Origin of the sequence: Flavobacterium kochi (assembly GCF_048286715.1) — a bacterium.
In the GTDB taxonomy this organism is placed as follows: Bacteria; Bacteroidota; Bacteroidia; order Flavobacteriales; family Flavobacteriaceae; genus Flavobacterium.
Genome location: NZ_JBLVPW010000018.1, coordinates 53,442 through 69,294, shown reverse-complemented (window position 1 = coordinate 69,294; position 15,853 = coordinate 53,442). Strand labels below are relative to the sequence as shown.

The window sequence follows — 15,853 nt, the reverse complement described above, 5'->3', positions numbered from 1 at the left end:
TTTATTTATTTAGTAAATTTTTGTAAATCTTTTTCAATTCTAGCGAACATTTCGTCCGCTTTCTTTTTGTATTGCGTATTAGGATCAAATTTCATTAAATTTGAATGAGCCGCTACTGCAACATTTAATCGCTCTTCCATTTTTGCAGGAACACTATTGATTGCTAATTGATAAGCGGAATCAAATTTGTAAAACAAAGCATTTTCTTTGAATGTCGTTCCTGGATAATCCGCTATAAAATTATCAAAAGCTACTATCGCTGATTTAAAATCCGAAATAGTATTGTATCCTTTTGCATTTTCATATACCTTTTTCTCTATTTTTTTGCTCAATACTTTCACAGTTGCATTGGCCTCTGTCAAATATTCCGAGTTTGGGTACGTATCAATAAATGTTTGTAATTTATCTATAGCTTTCACTGTATCTGCCTGATCTAAACTATAAACCGGTGATAGCATTGAATAACTTTTTGCACCTAAATAAGCTGCTTCCTGTATTTTTTCGCTTTTTGGATAACCCGAAACAAAACTTTCAAACTGGTATCCCGCTAAATAATATTGTTTGCTTTTGTAATATGATTGTGCGAACATGTAAAACAATTTTTCCGCTTGAGGTTTCCCTCTGTACGCCGGAGCAATTTGTTCAAAAAGACGAATCGCTTTTGAATATTTACCTGCATCATACAATTTAGTGGCCATTTCAAATTTTACAGCAACATCTTCGGTTTTTAATGCTTTTTGATATTCGTTACAAGAACAAAAAAGAGTAACGAGAAGCAATAGAGATATTATTTTTTTCATTTTTTTACTTTTTTTACGATTTCTGTGTTGTGTTCCATGTACAGAAAATCATACCGAAGTTTCGGTGGCAAATTTAGTTATTAATTTAGCTACTACAAAATATATTTTTGCATAAAAAAAGATACCGCTTTTTACGCTTGTTTATTGATTTTTTCAACAAATTGGCCAATTCTGCCAGCCAATGATTCATCTACTTTTACTAATGGCAAACGAACCGTATTCTCAGCGATCCCCAGTGAGAGAAACACTTGTTTGATTCCTGCAGGATTTCCCTGTTCAAAAATCATATCGATACAATCCGATAAAAGGTACTGTGATTTGAATGCTTCTTCCACTTTTCTATTCAAACCCAATCGAATCATTTCAGAAAATTCTTTTGGAAAACCCTGTCCAATTACCGATATAACTCCAGATCCACCTGCCAAAACCATCGGCAAAGCAATCATATCATCGCCGGAAATCACAAGAAAATCTTTTGGTTTGTTTTTCAATATTTGCATCGCCTGAACAATATCTCCAGCTGCTTCCTTGATAGCAACCACATTTTCGAAATCATTTGCTAAACGCAAAACAGTTGCAGGCAATATATTACTTGCCGTTCTTCCGGGAACATTATACAAAATAACAGGAACCGGAGAGGCTTCAGCAACAGCTTTAAAGTGTTGGTAAATGCCTTCCTGAGTTGGTTTATTGTAATAAGGTGAAACCGAAAGGATAGCCACAAATTGTGATAGATCCCTGGTTTTAAGCTCTTCCACAACTTTCATTGTATTATTACCACCAACACCTAATACCAATGGCAATCTTCCATTATTAATTTCTATTACCGTCTTGATAACCAATTCTTTTTCGTCTTGAGACAAGGTTGCATTTTCGGCAGTTGTTCCAAGTACTACAAGGTATTCAATTCCATTATCAATGGAAAAATTTACAATTCTTTTTAATGCTTCGGTATCAATTGAAAAATCCTCGTTAAATGGTGTTACAAGGGCAACACCTGTTCCTATTAATGATTGCATATTGGACTATAATTTGTTTAATTTTTTTAAGTATCTAAATAATTCGTGAACGAAAACTTTATAATTTTCGGCGCTGGTATTAATAATCAAATGATTTAATCTTTTGTCAATTGATGAAAATCCAACTTTAAATTGTGCCTTTGAATTGTGGGTAACAACCATTAAAATTGCTTTTTCAACATCATAATAATTGATCAACAGATCAAACTGCTCGTTCACAAAATCGTTTACTTGCGTATTGGCAATCTCTCCTTTCCAATTGAGATGTTTTGCTCCAAAAGCAGGATGAGTATGCGCATCGCTTTTTTTAAATTTGTCTCTGTAAACAATAACTTTAATATTGTTTGCTGAAAATCCGTTTGCCACTAACTCCCTAATCAAGGCCTCTTTTTCAGAAAAATAAGTGGCGTCTATAAGCAACCCAACAGTTTGTATTGAAGTTGAAAGCGTATTGCTTTTAACATTCTGCAAGCTGTTTTTTAATATTTTTTTTACAGAAAAATCCTTTATGTAATTTAAAAACATGTTACTTTTACTTGATTACAAAATTAATTAATTAAGTCGCATTTAAAATGGTAAATCTAAAAAAGTATAACGATGTTTTAAAACTTTTTGTTATATTCTTAACATTTATTTTTATTACTTCTTGTAGTAAACAAAATTATTATGCTACGAAGATAGAAGGAAAAAGAATTCCAATTACCGAAAAGCAAAACCAAGTTCCTACTTCGAGCCCAGATAGCGAGCAGGCGAAGCAAATTGAAAACTTTATCAAACCCTATCGCGAACACATTAATAAAGATTTAGACAGCGTTCTGGCGTATTGCCCGATAACTTTAGATAAAAGTTCCGGCAAATGGCAGACTTCTATTGGCAATTTACTGGCAGATGTTACCCTGATGCGAGGCAATTTAGTTTTTAATGCAAGAGAAAAAAAGAATATCGATATCTGTTTACTGAATCATGGAGGTATTCGTTCTATTCTTCCAAAAGGAAATGTGACGAGCAGAACTGCTTTTGAAATTATGCCTTTTGAAAACAGTATGGTTGTTATTGCTTTAAAAGGGGAACAGGTTTTTGAATTAGCGGCTTACTTTATCGCCGAAAAAAAACCACATCCGATATCCGGTATAACCTTTACAATTGACAAAAATAATACAGCCAAGAATATATTAGTTCAGGGAAAACCAATTGAAAAAGAGAAAATTTATTATATAGGAACCAACGATTATTTAGCCAATGGCGGCGACAATATGAATTTCTTTAAGAAAGGCGTCCAGCAATATGTTTTAGATTATAAATTACGAAATATTTTAATTGATTATTTCAAAGAAGTGGATACCGTTGCTGCAGCAAATGACATCAGAATTACTGTTGAATAAAAAAGAAGTGTTCCCTTTTAATAACCGAAAACAGTTCCATAAATCTATTGCCTCAGGACCCGATGGAAGTGGCATCCTTTATGACTTTCTTTTTAAAACAGAAAGACATGACAGACAGCATGACAGACAGCATGACGGACAGCATGACGGACAGAAAGATACAGATAAACTGAAAAAATAAATAGCTCCAAAAAAAATGAAAAGAAGAGATTTTATTGAAAAGACCGCTGCAAGCACCGCTTTATTGGGTTTAGGATTGCCATTGACCAGCTTTACTTCTTCGGAAACAAAACACCTGACGATTCTCCATACGAATGACGTACACAGTTATATAGATCCTTTTCCGGCTGATCATCCTAAAAATCCTAACATGGGCGGTGTTGTCCGAAGAGCGGCCCTTATAGAATCAATCCGAAAAGAAAATCCAAATGTACTGCTGCTTGATGCCGGCGATATTTTTCAGGGCACCCCCTATTTTAATTATTATGGCGGAGCATTGGAATTCAAGCTGATGAGCATGATGCAATACGACGCCTCCACAATAGGGAATCATGATTTTGATAACGGCGTAGCAGGTTTATATGCACAAATGCCTCACGCCAAGTTTGAATTGCTCTCGGCAAACTATGATTTTAAAAATACGCTGCTGGATGGTTTTGTAAAACCATACAAAATATTTAATAAAAACGGAATCAAAGTTGGTGTTTTTGGTCTTGGAATAGCGCTCAATGGATTAGTGGATAAGGCACTGTATAAAGAGACTGTTTATAACAATCCTGTTGAAGCAGCGCAAGATATGATCCGGATTTTAAAAAAAGAACAACACTGTGATTTAGTGATTTGTTTGTCGCATTTAGGCTATACATACAAAGACGAACCCAATAAAATTTGCGATTTAAAACTAGCGGAACTAACCCAGGATATTGACTTAATAATAGGCGGTCATACCCACACCTTTCTTGACAAACCAACCGTTGCAAAAAATCTTGCCGGTAATGAAGTTTTGGTAAACCAGGTGGGTTGTTACGGAATTAATTTAGGCCGAATTGATTTTTATCTTGATAACAACAAACAACATGCATCAAAAGGGACATCAATTATTGTTTAATTTTTCTTAAAGACCTGTCATTTTCAATAAAGTAACTGACCATGAAAAAATAAGAAAACACCTGACAGCTCATTTCGATCAGACTAAAAACGGAAAGTGATAAATAAAATCCATTCAGCACATAAAAAATATCAGAAAGCAATAAACAAACGGACATCAGCAATAAATTTAGAAAAGCAAAAGTGCCTTTTGCAACGTAATTTACAACAGATATACAAATCAGCATACTTAATACAATACTATAAATTATAATAATTGAAAAATCAGTTTTCATTTTCTCCAATTGCAGACTCAAAATCGTAGTCGATAAAACAACCATCGCAAGGATTACAATAAGCAAGGATAAAACAGCTATTTTATCAAGCTTTGTTTTTTTTAAGCCACTAATAAGAGGAATGACCAATAGTATATAAACGATCAAAAAACTCAATACTGAACCCGTTTCCGAATCCTTGTAGTCCATCAAAATAAAAACTTCCCCTGTAAAAGAAAACAGAAAAATACCTGCTTTCATCAAATCAATTTTATAATTACTGGTCGTAAAATAATAAATAAAAATGGAGGGTACCACTATAGATTTCGCATAGAGCACCAAGGATTCCTGTCCCAACAAATTAAATAAAACAGTCAATATACAAGCCAAAAAATAAAGTACGAGTGCGGGTGTATTAGCTTTCATTAATCAGTTTCATAAAATCATCTTCCGAAATTATCGGGACATTCAGTTTATTGGCCTTTTCCAGTTTAGCTGGACCCATATTATCTCCGGCAACAACATAATCCGTTTTGGCAGAAATGGAACTTCCTACTTTCCCCCCGTTGTCTTCAATGGCTTTTTTCAAATCATCTCTTGAAAATTTCTCAAAAACACCTGAAACCACAAAAGTTTTTCCAGAAAGTTTGTCAGTGGCATTTGGGTTTATTTTTTCAAAAATTTCAAATTGTACGCCATGTTTTTTTAATCTTTCAATAATCATTCTATTTTCTTTATTTTCGAAAAAATCAATTACACTTTGTGCAATCCGGTCTCCAATTTCATCCACCAAAATCAAATCCATCAATGTCGCCTGACTCAATGCGTCAATGTTTTTATAATGTTTTGCTAATTTCTTGGCTACTGTTTCACCAACAAATCGGATTCCAAGGGCAAATAAAACGCGTTCGAAAGGAATGTTTTTTGAATTCTCCACACCCTTTACCAAATTTTCAGCAGATTTTTGAGCCATTCTTTCCAAAGGAAGAATTTGTTCAACGGTCAATTCATATAAATCGGCATAATTATGAACCAATCCATTGTTGAAAAGTAATGCTACCGTTTCTCCGCCAAGACCTTCAATATCCATAGCCTTTCGAGAAATATAATGCTGAATCCTGCCGATAATCTGTGGCGGACAACCATAAAAATTCGGACAATAATGATTCGCTTCGCCTTCACTTCGAACTAATGCTGTATGGCATTCCGGACAATCTGTGATGTATTTTGTAGGCTGCGTGTTTTCCGGGCGTTTGCTCAAATCAACGGCAATAATCTTAGGGATTATCTCGCCTCCTTTTTCCACATAAACGGTGTCTCCCACACGAATGTCCAATTTCTCAATTTGATCAGCGTTATGTAAAGATGCACGTTTGACAATAGTTCCAGCCAATTGCACCGGCTCTAAATTTGCCACCGGCGTAATTGCACCGGTTCTTCCCACCTGATAGGAGATGGAGTTCAATTTTGTCGAAACCTGTTCTGATTTGAATTTATAGGCAATCGCCCAGCGCGGGGATTTGGCTGTAAAACCCAATTCATCCTGATAGTGAAAAGAATTTACCTTTACCACTACCCCATCCGTTTCATAAGGAAGCGCATGTCGATGCGTGTCCCAATATTCTATGTATTGAAAAACTTCTTCCATGTTATGCGCCAATTTTGCTTCTTTTGGTGCTTTAAATCCCCATTGTCTGGCGGTTTCCAGTCCTTCAAATTGCGATTTGAAAGGAAGATTATTTCCAATTAAAAAATACAACAGGCAATCTAATGGTCTTTTGGCAACTTCGGCACTGTCTTGTAATTTCAAACTTCCGGAAGCCGTATTTCTGGGATTTGAATACGGCAATTCACCAATTTCGATTAAATCCTGATTCATCTTTTCGAAACCGGCAAAAGGCAAAATAATTTCACCCCGCACATCAAATTTCTCAGGAAAATTTCCTTTCAGCTTCAGCGGAATTGATTTTATGGTTTTGATATTATTAGTCACATCATCCCCTTGAAAACCATCGCCGCGAGTTACTGCACGTTTTAATTTTCCGTTTTCATAGGTAATGCTGATCGAAGCGCCATCGTATTTTAATTCACAGGTATATTCTAATGGAACATCTCCCAAAACTTTTTGAACGCGTTTTTTCCAGTCGATCAATTCTTCTTTGGAATAAGCGTTATCAAGAGAATACATCCGGTGTTCGTGAGCAACGGTTTGAAAATTTTTTGTAATTGCGCCTCCCACTCTTTGCGTAGGTGAATTTTCATCAAAGTATTCTGGATATTTATTTTCTAAATCCTGGAGTTGTTGTAATTTCAAATCAAATTCATAATCGGAAATTACCGGTTTATCCAACACATAATAATTATAATTGTGTTGATTTAATTCCTCTCTTAAAGTTTGAATCGTATTTTGAATATCCATAGAAAAAAAATTGGCTATTTTAGTTTTTGAAAAAGTGTACTAAAATAACCAAATTAAAAGAAACTGCAATACAATTATGACTCTATAATAGTATTTATTTGTTTGTATAAAAGACCATCACTTAAAAAAGAACCTTGCTGTATTAGTTCAAAAACGGAGGTGTTTCGCTCATCAGTAAACTCTTTTTTCCCTACTTTCATTTCAATGGTATCGGTAAACATGTTATCGCTAAGCCATTGCAATCCGTCTTTGGTCAGGAAATCAGTCTCCGGAACCAGCGATTTCAAAACAATGGATTGAACATAAGTATCAAAACAATGAAAAAGAAAAATATGATTTTTAGAAAAATGTTCTAAATATTCTGCTTTTGTCAAAACACCTTCCCAAACCAAGTCAGAAAAAACATCCAGTTCCTGTTCCGCCACTTCGGGTTTTTCAATTTTAATTTTGTCCCACTCCGCTTTATCAATTGCCTGAGTAGCTAAAAAATTAGTAAATTCAGGTACTAATTCTTCAAATTGTTCTTTTGTTAATCTTGAGTATTTCATTCGTGTATTTTGATTTTAACTTTTGATATTTTATTCCGATTTGGACTGGATAGCTACTAAAAAAGCCCTCTCGTCGGAGAGGGCAAATTTAATCAATTTTTTATCTTTTCTAGAAAATATATCTGATACCAAATTGGGCTTGCCATCTTGAAGCTAAGCTAGCATCATAACTGAAGGTTCTGGTTTGTGTTCCATTAAACGTATAGGTAGGAATATTGGCAGCATTAACACTAACACCTATTGGTTGTACACTGATCGGTTGTTGGATTAATCCCCAATCTGAGTTCAATAAATTTCCTACATTCAAAACATCAACACTGAATTGAACGGTATTTTTCTTTTCTGAAACTGAAGAAATCTTAAAATTGTAATCTTGCATTAATTTAAGATCCCATTTCCCTCTCCAGGGAGATAAAGCGCCATAGCGTTCTGCATACTGGCCTCTTCTTCCATTCAAATAATCATCTTGTTTAATGTAATTATCAAATGCTGTGCCTTGTCCTGCGCCAGAAAAAATCATAGTACTAATTTCAGCTGTAGTGGGGATATAAATTAAATCATTCCCAGACGCCCCATCATTATTGATATCTCCCCCGTAGGTATAATTGAAACGACCGCCTTGAGCGTATTCGAAAAAAGTGGAAACAGTAGTTGCCCATTTATCATTTCCATATTTCCATTTTTTTGAAGCTACACCAATAAAACGATGCGTATCACCATATTTAGAATTAGAAAGGACATCATTATTTACATTCCCTAAAGCAGGGTTAAAATTAAAAGCATCTCCTGTAATTTCTGCTTCGATGGAATTCACATCTTTAGATTTCAAATAGTTATAGGCTAAACTGGCAAACAATCCATTGTCAAATGTTTTTTGCACTTTAACCGAAGTGTTAAAGGCGCTTCCTTTCTTTGAATTAGTCAATACGTAAGCATGAGCTCTTGCAGGAAAACCATATTCATTCCAGGTACCGTAATCGTTAGATCCATAAATGAGTCTGCTATCAACACCATTCAATTGGCTTGTTGGTGTTTTCAATCCCCAATCCTGAACGTGGACAGCATTTATGTCTTTATTGTATGACATGTCTACCGTTAATACATAATTATTTTCAAACTTATGATCGATACCTAAACTGGTTCTCCAAACTTGAGGAAATTTAAAATCATGATTAACAACTTCATAGAAAAATGGATCCGTACCACCAACTTGATTGCCTATCCATACGAAGGGTAATTTTCCGGTAAAAATACCTGTTCCACCTCGCAATTGGGTTACTTTATTTCCATTTACATCCCAATTGAAACCTGCTCTTGGAGACCATAATAATGCATTTCCAGGCAGTTTTGTAGAATCAAAATGTACGGTGCTTCCGTCTTTTGGATCATAATAATTGATCGTCGGAACATATCCTTCTGAATTATCGGTATCAATAAATTTCTGAATTAAATTTGATGTATTAAAATACAATGGCTTATCTGCCCTTAATCCATAGATCAATTTGAAATTATCATTGATATTCCATTCATCCTGAACATAAAATGCCAATTGACCTACAGTAGTTTCAGCTAAATTCCAGCCCCCGTCCGTTCCATCCCGAAGTGCATTTTTTGTATTAAATGTCACTTGAGCAGCCGCAATTGCATCAGCATAATATCCATTTGCAATATTAGCATCAAAACCAGCCATATCTGTACTTCCAAAAACATCAAAACCATATCCCTTAAGATTGAATGAGTTTTTGAAAATGAATTTTTCGAATGAAAAACCTGCTGTATAGGTATGATTTCCTCTTACAATATTTAAATTATCTGTAACCTGAATTACTTTTTGATCCAATTTATTATTGATTGAAAAAGGCTCGTGTCCCGCAATTATATAAGGAGAACCATCTTTAGTAATGCTAATAACCGGTGCCGGTGCAGAAAAAGGTTTTCTAAAATCATTAAAATGCGTATAACCGGCCTGCAATTTATTGGTAATTACCTCGCTGAATTTAGAATTCAATTCCACTAAGAAAGAGTTAATCTGATTATTGATCTGATACCCTGACTTTTCAAACTGCATAGTATTGACATCCGGTCCTCTGCGAAGAATTGCTGTAGGATGTGCAGGTTTGTCTTTCGATGCATCCAGGAAATTATAAATAAAAGCCAATTTATGATTATCATTGATGTTCCAGTCAAATTTTATAATTCCTTTATTTGAATCTGAATTATGAGTAAATCCCTGGTACGCTCCTGTATCGTAACCTAACTTTCCCAATTCAGTAGACACGTGCATCAGATCAGTGGCTAAAACTCTGGATTCATTCACGCCTGTGGTACCATTTCCATCATTAGCAACAACATTTGAACCTAAATCGCTTCTTTTATCAATTTCATAATTAGCAAAGAAAAATAATTTGTTTTTAATAATTGGCCCCCCAATACTCAAACCCGCCTGAGTTTGCTCTAAAGAAGGAACAAATATCTTCTCTCCATGCACTTTACTACCCGTTAAATCCTGGTTTCTGTAAAAACTATAAGCGGTCCCATGAAATTCATTTGTACCTGATTTTGTCACTGCATTTACGGAAGCACCTGTAAAACCGGACAAAGTCACATCATAAGGAGCCGTAGCAACCTGAATCTGATCGATGGCATCCAGTGATATTGGTTGGGAACCCGTTTGTCCGCCCGGAGTTGCCGCATCTAACCCAAAAGGATTATTAAAAACAGCACCATTCAATGAATAATTATTGTACTGGTCATTTCTACCTCCAAAAGATCCTCCGCTGGCAGAAGGCTCCAAACGCGTAAAATCCTCAGCTGATCTTGAGATTGATGGCAATACTGCCAATTCTCTCCTGCCTATAGTAGTTTCAGCACCAGTTCTTCCGCTTTGAAAAATTTTATTTTTAGCGCCTACAACTTTTACTTCTTCTAACTTTTGGCTTTCATCTTCCAAAATAACATCTAACCCAAATGCTTTACCTAATTCAAGATACACATCGTCGAATTCCTGATTTTTGAATCCTATAAACGAAACTACAATTTTGTATGGTCCTCCAATTCTCATATTCAGCATATTGAATCTTCCATCGGCATTTGACAATGCAGAATATTTAGTTCCTGAAGGAGTATGCACCGCAAGTATAGTTGCTCCGGGAAGTAACTCATTGCCCGCACTTTTAACGCCCCCCCTAATACTAGATGTTGTAGTCTGGCCCACCATCATATGAAGACCAAATACAAAAAACAATACAGTAATAATTTTTTTCATTTATTTGAATGTTAGTTATTTCGGTCAAAATTAGCCAAAAAAAAATCACTCCTAAGAGTGATTTTTTAATTTTATTAACAAAATATTAACCAAATGTTATTTTTCAGCAACAATTTCATAAGGCAATTCAATAACTACATCTCTGTGTAATCTAACGCTGGCAGCATATTTCCCTGTACGTTTAACGATTCCACTAGTAATAAATTTTCTGTCAATTACTTGACCACCTTTTGCTAATGCTTCAGCGATATCAATATTCGTGATTGAACCGAATAATTTTTCACCACCTGCTTTTGCGAAAATTTTAATTTCGATAGCTTTTAAAGTTTCAGCCAATGCTTTAGCATCGTTTACCACTTTTTCCTCTTTATGAGCTCTTTGTTTTAGGTTTTCAGCTAACACTTTCTTTGCAGAAGAAGTTGCCAAATGGGCGTGACCTTGTGGGATTAAAAAGTTACGACCGTAACCATTTTTCACAGATACAACATCATCTTTAAAGCCTAAATTTTGTACGTCTTTTTTAAGTATAAGTTCCATAATTTCGCTTCTTTATTATTTTAGTAAATCAGCCACATATGGCATTAATGCTAAGTGACGTGCTCTTTTTACAGCAACAGACACTTTTCTTTGGTATTTCAATGAAGTTCCTGTTAAACGACGCGGAAGAATTTTCCCTTGTTCGTTTACAAATTTCAATAAGAAATCAGCATCTTTATAATCAATATATTTGATACCTGATTTTTTGAAACGACAGTACTTTTTAGTTTTGTTTGTTTCTATGTTCAAAGGCGTAAGATATCTGATATCTCCGTCTTTTTTTCCTGAAGCCGATTGTTGTAATGTTGCCATGATTAAGCTTTTGTAGATTTTAATTTAGTTCTTCTTCTTTCAGCCCAAGAAATAGCGTGTTTGTCTAAACTTACAGTTAAAAAACGCATTACTCTTTCGTCACGTCTAAATTCGGTTTCAAAAGCAATAAGAACTTCTCCTGCTACTTTGAATTCGAACAAATGGTAAAAACCACTTTTTTTGTTTTGAATTTCGTAAGCCATTTTTTTAAGGCCCCAGTCTTCTTTCGATACCATCTCTGCTCCTCTACTAGTAAGAAAATCTTCAAATTTGCTTACTGTTTCCTTTACCTGAACTTCAGATAAAACGGGATTTAAAATGAAAACAGTTTCATAATGATTCATAAAAAATTTATTTATTTGTTAATTTGGCTGCAAAAGTAATCAATTATTTTAAACAAACAATGATAATTTCACTTTATTCGTTGTATGGTAAAAAAAACCGATAAAGATTAGTTTTTTCAATAAATGATTATTAAATTTACTATTCCAAATCTTAAAATACAAAAATTATGAAACTTAATTGTGTAGTAGTTGATGACAGTTCGATCCAAAGAATGATCATCGCAAAGTTAGTGAATAATCATCCAAATTTACATCTAATTGGTGATTTTTCCAATGCAATTGAAGCGAGGAGTTGCATGTCAGTACATAATGTGGATTTAATATTTCTGGATATTGAAATGCCGGTGATAAGCGGTTTTGATTTTTTAGATGGTTTAAAAATAAAGCCACAAATTATCTTCATTACTTCTAAAGCAGAATATGCCATGAAAGCATTTGATTATGATGCGACTGACTATCTTCAAAAGCCAATTGCCATTGATCGTTTCAATGCATCGGTAAGAAGAGCGATCGACCTATATTTGCTTAAAAAAGAAAATAAAGAAGAAGAAGGTGAGCACATTTTTATTAAGAGCAATCTTAAAAAATTAAAAATTTTCACTTCCAAAATTAAATGGATTGAAGCCTTTGGTGATTACGTTAGGGTTGTTACGGAAGAAGACAGTAACTTAGTCCTTTCTACAATGAAATCATTTGAAAATGATTTATCCAAAGAAAAATTCATCAGAGTTCACAAGTCCTATATCATAAATATAGACAAAGTAGAACGTTTCAACAGCAAGTTTGCTGAAATTGGAATCACAAAAATACCATTGAGCAGAAATAAAAAAGAAGATTTAGTTAAAGCCCTATCATTTGCATAAAAAATTACTTTTAATAAAAATCGACATTTAGCGTAACTTTTATAGCTCTGTACTGAGCGACTGCCTCAAAACTATTCAATATCTTTTGAATAGTTTTTTTTGTGCTCACCAGAGAGGTATTTTGTGGAATCTTAATGATAATCGTTCGTATGTATTCATTTCTAATCCTATTTATACCCGGCTCCTCAGGACCCAATACCGGCATAGTAAGATTCTGACTTAGTACCTGATACAGCCACATTGCCCCTTCCTTTAATTTATCGAAATCGCGCTGCTTCATGGTCAGTTTTATAATTCTGAAATAAGGCGGATATTTATAAATCTGCCTGTCATACAATTGCTCCTTATACATTCCCAGATAGTCATTATTGGTAACCTGCTGTATCGTATTATGATTGGGATTATACGTTTGAATAATTACCTTTCCCTGTTTCTCACAGCGCCCTGCACGACCCGCCACCTGAGTCATCATTTGAAAACTTCTTTCGAATGCCCTAAAATCAGGATGATACAACATGTTGTCAGCATTCATGATTCCCACTAAACTTACGTTGTCAAAATCCAATCCTTTGGCAAGCATTTGCGTTCCGACTAAAATATCAATTTCCCTATTTTTAAAACTATCGATAATTTTCTCAAAACCAAATTTTCCACGCGTAGTATCCTGATCCATCCTTCCCGTTTTTGAATTTGAGAAAATAGAAATCAGTTCCTGTTCAATCTGCTCCGTTCCAAACCCTTTGGTAGTCAAATCAACACTGAAACACGCATGACAATGCGTAGGTTTCGCCATAGTATACCCGCAATAATGACAACGCAACTGGTTTTTATGTTTGTGATACGTCAAACTCACATCACATTGCTGGCATTGCGGCACATTGCCACAAGTAATACATTCCACTATTGGAGAAAAACCCCTTCTATTTTGAAACAAAATCACCTGTTCACCCAATGATAAAGCGGCATTGATTTCTTCAATTAAAACATCACTAAAATGTCCTGTCATTTTCTTACGAAAGTATTTGTCTTTCAAATCCACCAATTCAATATTTGGCATCATTACGTTTCCAAATCGTTTCGAAATTGACACTAAACCATATTTTTCCGATGTTGCATTAAAATAAGTTTCAATGCTTGGCGTTGCCGAACCCAATAATACTTTTGCCTGATGCAAATGAGCCAAAATTACTGCAGCATCACGCGCATGATAACGCGGTGCGGGATCCGCCTGCTTGAAAGTTTGTTCGTGTTCCTCATCGACAATTATGAATCCCAGATTATGAAAAGGTAAAAACAAAGCTGACCTCGCTCCTATTACTACTTGCGCTTTCTCTGAATTTACCAAAACCTGATTCCAGACTTCGATCCGTTCATTGTTGTTATATTTTGAATGAAAAACAGCTACTTTATTTCCAAAATAAGTTCTCAATCTTCCCACTAATTGCGTTGTCAAAGCAATTTCAGGCAATAAATACAATACTTGTTTTCCTGTTTCCAGATATTCTTCAATGAGTTTAATATAAATCTCGGTTTTTCCGCTGGAAGTTACGCCATGCAACAAGCAGACTTCTTTTTCAGTAAAAGACGCTTTAATTTCTTCAAAAGCATTTTGTTGTGCCTGACTTAACTGAAGTTGCTTTTCATTTAGCTTCCCATTGAAATTCACTCGGTCTTCCTGCAAAAAATAATCCTCAAATATTTCTTTCTCGATTAATGCCTTTATAATTGCAGAAGAGGACTGAGCCGCTTCAACCAATTTTTTTACGGGTATTGGTTTCTTTTCGACAGCGCTCAATTGAAAATAACACAAGACTATTTCCTTTTGTTTGTTGGCATTTTTCAAGGTTTCCAACAATTCACTCAAACCTGCGTTCGAATCGTATTTCGAATGCAAACGCACATAGCGAACCAACTTTGGCTTATAACTTTCTGAAATCGCTTCCTCAAGCACTATTATATTTTTGCTAATCAATTTTTGAATAACGGGAAAGATATTTTTTTTGTTTAAGATAGCTATAATATCTTGAACTTTAAGGGAACTTTGCTGTTGAAAAGCTTGATAAACCAGATATTCATCATCAGAAAGCAGACTTTCGTCCACAAACAAATCCTGCTTTTGAGAAATTATGGTTTCGCTTTCCAGCAAAAGTGCACTTGGCATGGCGCCACGATACACATCCCCAATAGCACACATATAATAGGAAGCAATCCACTGCCAATGTGCAATTTGAATTTCAGTAACTATAGGTTTTTCATCCAGAATCTGGTGAATTTCCTTAGCGTCGTATAAAGTGGGTTTATTTTGATGGATTGCTATGACCAGTGCCGTATAAATTTTACTTTTACCAAAAGGTACGGCCACGCGCATTCCTTTCTTTATATAATAAAATTCGGCTTCAGAAACGCTATAGGTAAAGGTTTTGGCAAGAGAAAGTGGTAAAATTACTTCGACGAAATGCATTTTTAGATTTTAGATATTGTTATTATTTGGACGGGCATCGCATTCATTGCAGTTGAATTAATTTTTCACCCTGTACCAATATTGTGTTCGTCCAAACAATGATATTCCAATAAAACCACGAACTTTAAGTTTGTCATTTGATTCTAAAGTAATAAAACATTTATAAAGTTTCCCGTTTTTAGGATCTAAGATTTTACCCTTAGTATACACGTCTCCGTCTTTTTTCAATCCTTTAATTACAATCATCCCAAGAATAGGTTTGTTTTTATCCTCACCGGAACAATTAGTACAAACTTTATTTCTATGTTCTTCTTCAAAAATTTCAATCACTTTGCCATAAATTTTTCCGTATTTCTCATAGATCTGCACTATTGATTTGGCTTTTCCCGTTTCATCGTCAATAGTTTTCCATTTACCAACAACAGTTTGATTTTGGCCATAGACAATGGCAACAAAAAACAATGTTATAAAAACCAATTTACTTTTTTTCATGCTGTTTGTTTTTTTGCTCTCGCAAGTTAAAGACCACAAATAAATTAATT

The 15,853-nt window shown here is 34.7% G+C and carries 16 protein-coding genes; 4 read left to right on the top strand and 12 right to left on the bottom strand.

Annotated elements, in window-relative coordinates; genetic code table 11:
• Positions 1 to 5: 5 nt before the first annotated feature.
• From ACNQGH_RS16025 to ACNQGH_RS16015, 3 genes are all read right to left on the bottom strand, one after another.
• Positions 6 to 800, bottom strand: a complete 795-nt coding sequence (locus ACNQGH_RS16025) for an outer membrane protein assembly factor BamD (RefSeq protein WP_417957036.1) — start codon at positions 798 to 800, stop codon at positions 6 to 8.
• A 131-nt stretch (positions 801 to 931) separates the two neighbouring features.
• Positions 932 to 1,819, bottom strand: coding sequence for a 4-hydroxy-tetrahydrodipicolinate synthase (dapA, locus tag ACNQGH_RS16020; protein WP_417957035.1), 888 nt, complete (start codon positions 1,817 to 1,819; stop codon positions 932 to 934).
• Positions 1,820 to 1,825: 6 nt separating this feature from the next.
• On the bottom strand, positions 1,826 to 2,290 hold the full coding sequence (locus ACNQGH_RS16015) for a DUF6913 domain-containing protein (protein ID WP_417957034.1): 465 nt from the start codon (positions 2,288 to 2,290) through the stop codon (positions 1,826 to 1,828).
• Positions 2,291 to 2,391: 101 nt separating this feature from the next.
• Between ACNQGH_RS16015 and ACNQGH_RS16010 the strand changes: the two genes are divergently transcribed.
• The 3 genes from ACNQGH_RS16010 to ACNQGH_RS16000 are packed head-to-tail and all read left to right on the top strand — an operon-like array spanning position 2,392 to position 4,309.
• Positions 2,392 to 3,201: a 5'-nucleotidase C-terminal domain-containing protein gene (locus ACNQGH_RS16010; RefSeq protein WP_417957033.1), complete on the top strand. Its 810-nt coding sequence runs from the start codon at positions 2,392 to 2,394 to the stop codon at positions 3,199 to 3,201.
• Positions 3,176 to 3,382 (top strand): hypothetical protein, encoded by a 207-nt coding sequence (locus tag ACNQGH_RS16005; RefSeq protein WP_417957032.1) that lies wholly within the window; start codon positions 3,176 to 3,178, stop codon positions 3,380 to 3,382. Before ACNQGH_RS16010 ends, ACNQGH_RS16005 begins: the two co-directional genes overlap by 26 nt.
• Positions 3,383 to 3,397: 15 nt before the next feature.
• Positions 3,398 to 4,309: a bifunctional metallophosphatase/5'-nucleotidase gene (locus tag ACNQGH_RS16000; RefSeq protein ID WP_417957031.1), complete on the top strand. Its 912-nt coding sequence runs from the start codon at positions 3,398 to 3,400 to the stop codon at positions 4,307 to 4,309.
• Here ACNQGH_RS16000 and ACNQGH_RS15995 read toward each other — a convergent pair.
• The 7 genes from ACNQGH_RS15995 to rpsF form a co-directional block, all read right to left on the bottom strand.
• Positions 4,299 to 4,988: a lysoplasmalogenase family protein gene (locus tag ACNQGH_RS15995; protein ID WP_417957030.1), complete on the bottom strand. Its 690-nt coding sequence runs from the start codon at positions 4,986 to 4,988 to the stop codon at positions 4,299 to 4,301. The two genes, ACNQGH_RS16000 and ACNQGH_RS15995, sit on opposite strands and share 11 nt — an antisense overlap.
• Positions 4,978 to 6,981 carry an NAD-dependent DNA ligase LigA gene (gene ligA / locus ACNQGH_RS15990; RefSeq protein WP_417957029.1) on the bottom strand — a complete coding sequence of 668 codons (2,004 nt, stop codon included), beginning with the start codon at positions 6,979 to 6,981 and terminating at the stop codon, positions 4,978 to 4,980. The genes ACNQGH_RS15995 and ligA overlap by 11 nt, the downstream gene beginning before the upstream one ends.
• A gap of 74 nt (positions 6,982 to 7,055) precedes the next feature.
• Positions 7,056 to 7,529: a DUF6495 family protein gene (locus ACNQGH_RS15985; protein ID WP_417957028.1), complete on the bottom strand. Its 474-nt coding sequence runs from the start codon at positions 7,527 to 7,529 to the stop codon at positions 7,056 to 7,058.
• Between the two features lie 109 nt (positions 7,530 to 7,638).
• Positions 7,639 to 10,794 carry a TonB-dependent receptor gene (locus tag ACNQGH_RS15980; protein WP_417957027.1) on the bottom strand — a complete coding sequence of 1,052 codons (3,156 nt, stop codon included), beginning with the start codon at positions 10,792 to 10,794 and terminating at the stop codon, positions 7,639 to 7,641.
• Positions 10,795 to 10,890: 96 nt separating this feature from the next.
• Positions 10,891 to 11,331, bottom strand: coding sequence for a 50S ribosomal protein L9 (rplI, locus tag ACNQGH_RS15975; RefSeq protein WP_143386543.1), 441 nt, complete (start codon positions 11,329 to 11,331; stop codon positions 10,891 to 10,893).
• Positions 11,332 to 11,346: 15 nt separating this feature from the next.
• Positions 11,347 to 11,643, bottom strand: coding sequence for a 30S ribosomal protein S18 (gene rpsR / locus ACNQGH_RS15970; RefSeq protein WP_007138295.1), 297 nt, complete (start codon positions 11,641 to 11,643; stop codon positions 11,347 to 11,349).
• 2 nt (positions 11,644 to 11,645) lie between these two features.
• On the bottom strand, positions 11,646 to 11,987 hold the full coding sequence (rpsF, locus tag ACNQGH_RS15965) for a 30S ribosomal protein S6 (RefSeq protein ID WP_035671622.1): 342 nt from the start codon (positions 11,985 to 11,987) through the stop codon (positions 11,646 to 11,648).
• A 167-nt stretch (positions 11,988 to 12,154) separates the two neighbouring features.
• Here rpsF and ACNQGH_RS15960 point away from each other — a divergent pair, with 167 nt between their 5' ends.
• Positions 12,155 to 12,850 (top strand): LytR/AlgR family response regulator transcription factor, encoded by a 696-nt coding sequence (locus ACNQGH_RS15960; RefSeq protein WP_417957026.1) that lies wholly within the window; start codon positions 12,155 to 12,157, stop codon positions 12,848 to 12,850.
• 10 nt (positions 12,851 to 12,860) lie between these two features.
• Here ACNQGH_RS15960 and priA read toward each other — a convergent pair whose 3' ends face one another.
• Entirely contained in the window at positions 12,861 to 15,311 is a 2,451-nt protein-coding gene (priA, locus tag ACNQGH_RS15955; RefSeq protein ID WP_417957025.1) for a replication restart helicase PriA, read from the bottom strand.
• 57 nt (positions 15,312 to 15,368) lie between these two features.
• Complete coding sequence (locus tag ACNQGH_RS15950; protein ID WP_417957024.1) at positions 15,369 to 15,803, bottom strand: DUF2147 domain-containing protein; 435 nt, start codon at positions 15,801 to 15,803, stop codon at positions 15,369 to 15,371.
• Between the last annotated feature and the right edge of the window lie 50 nt (positions 15,804 to 15,853).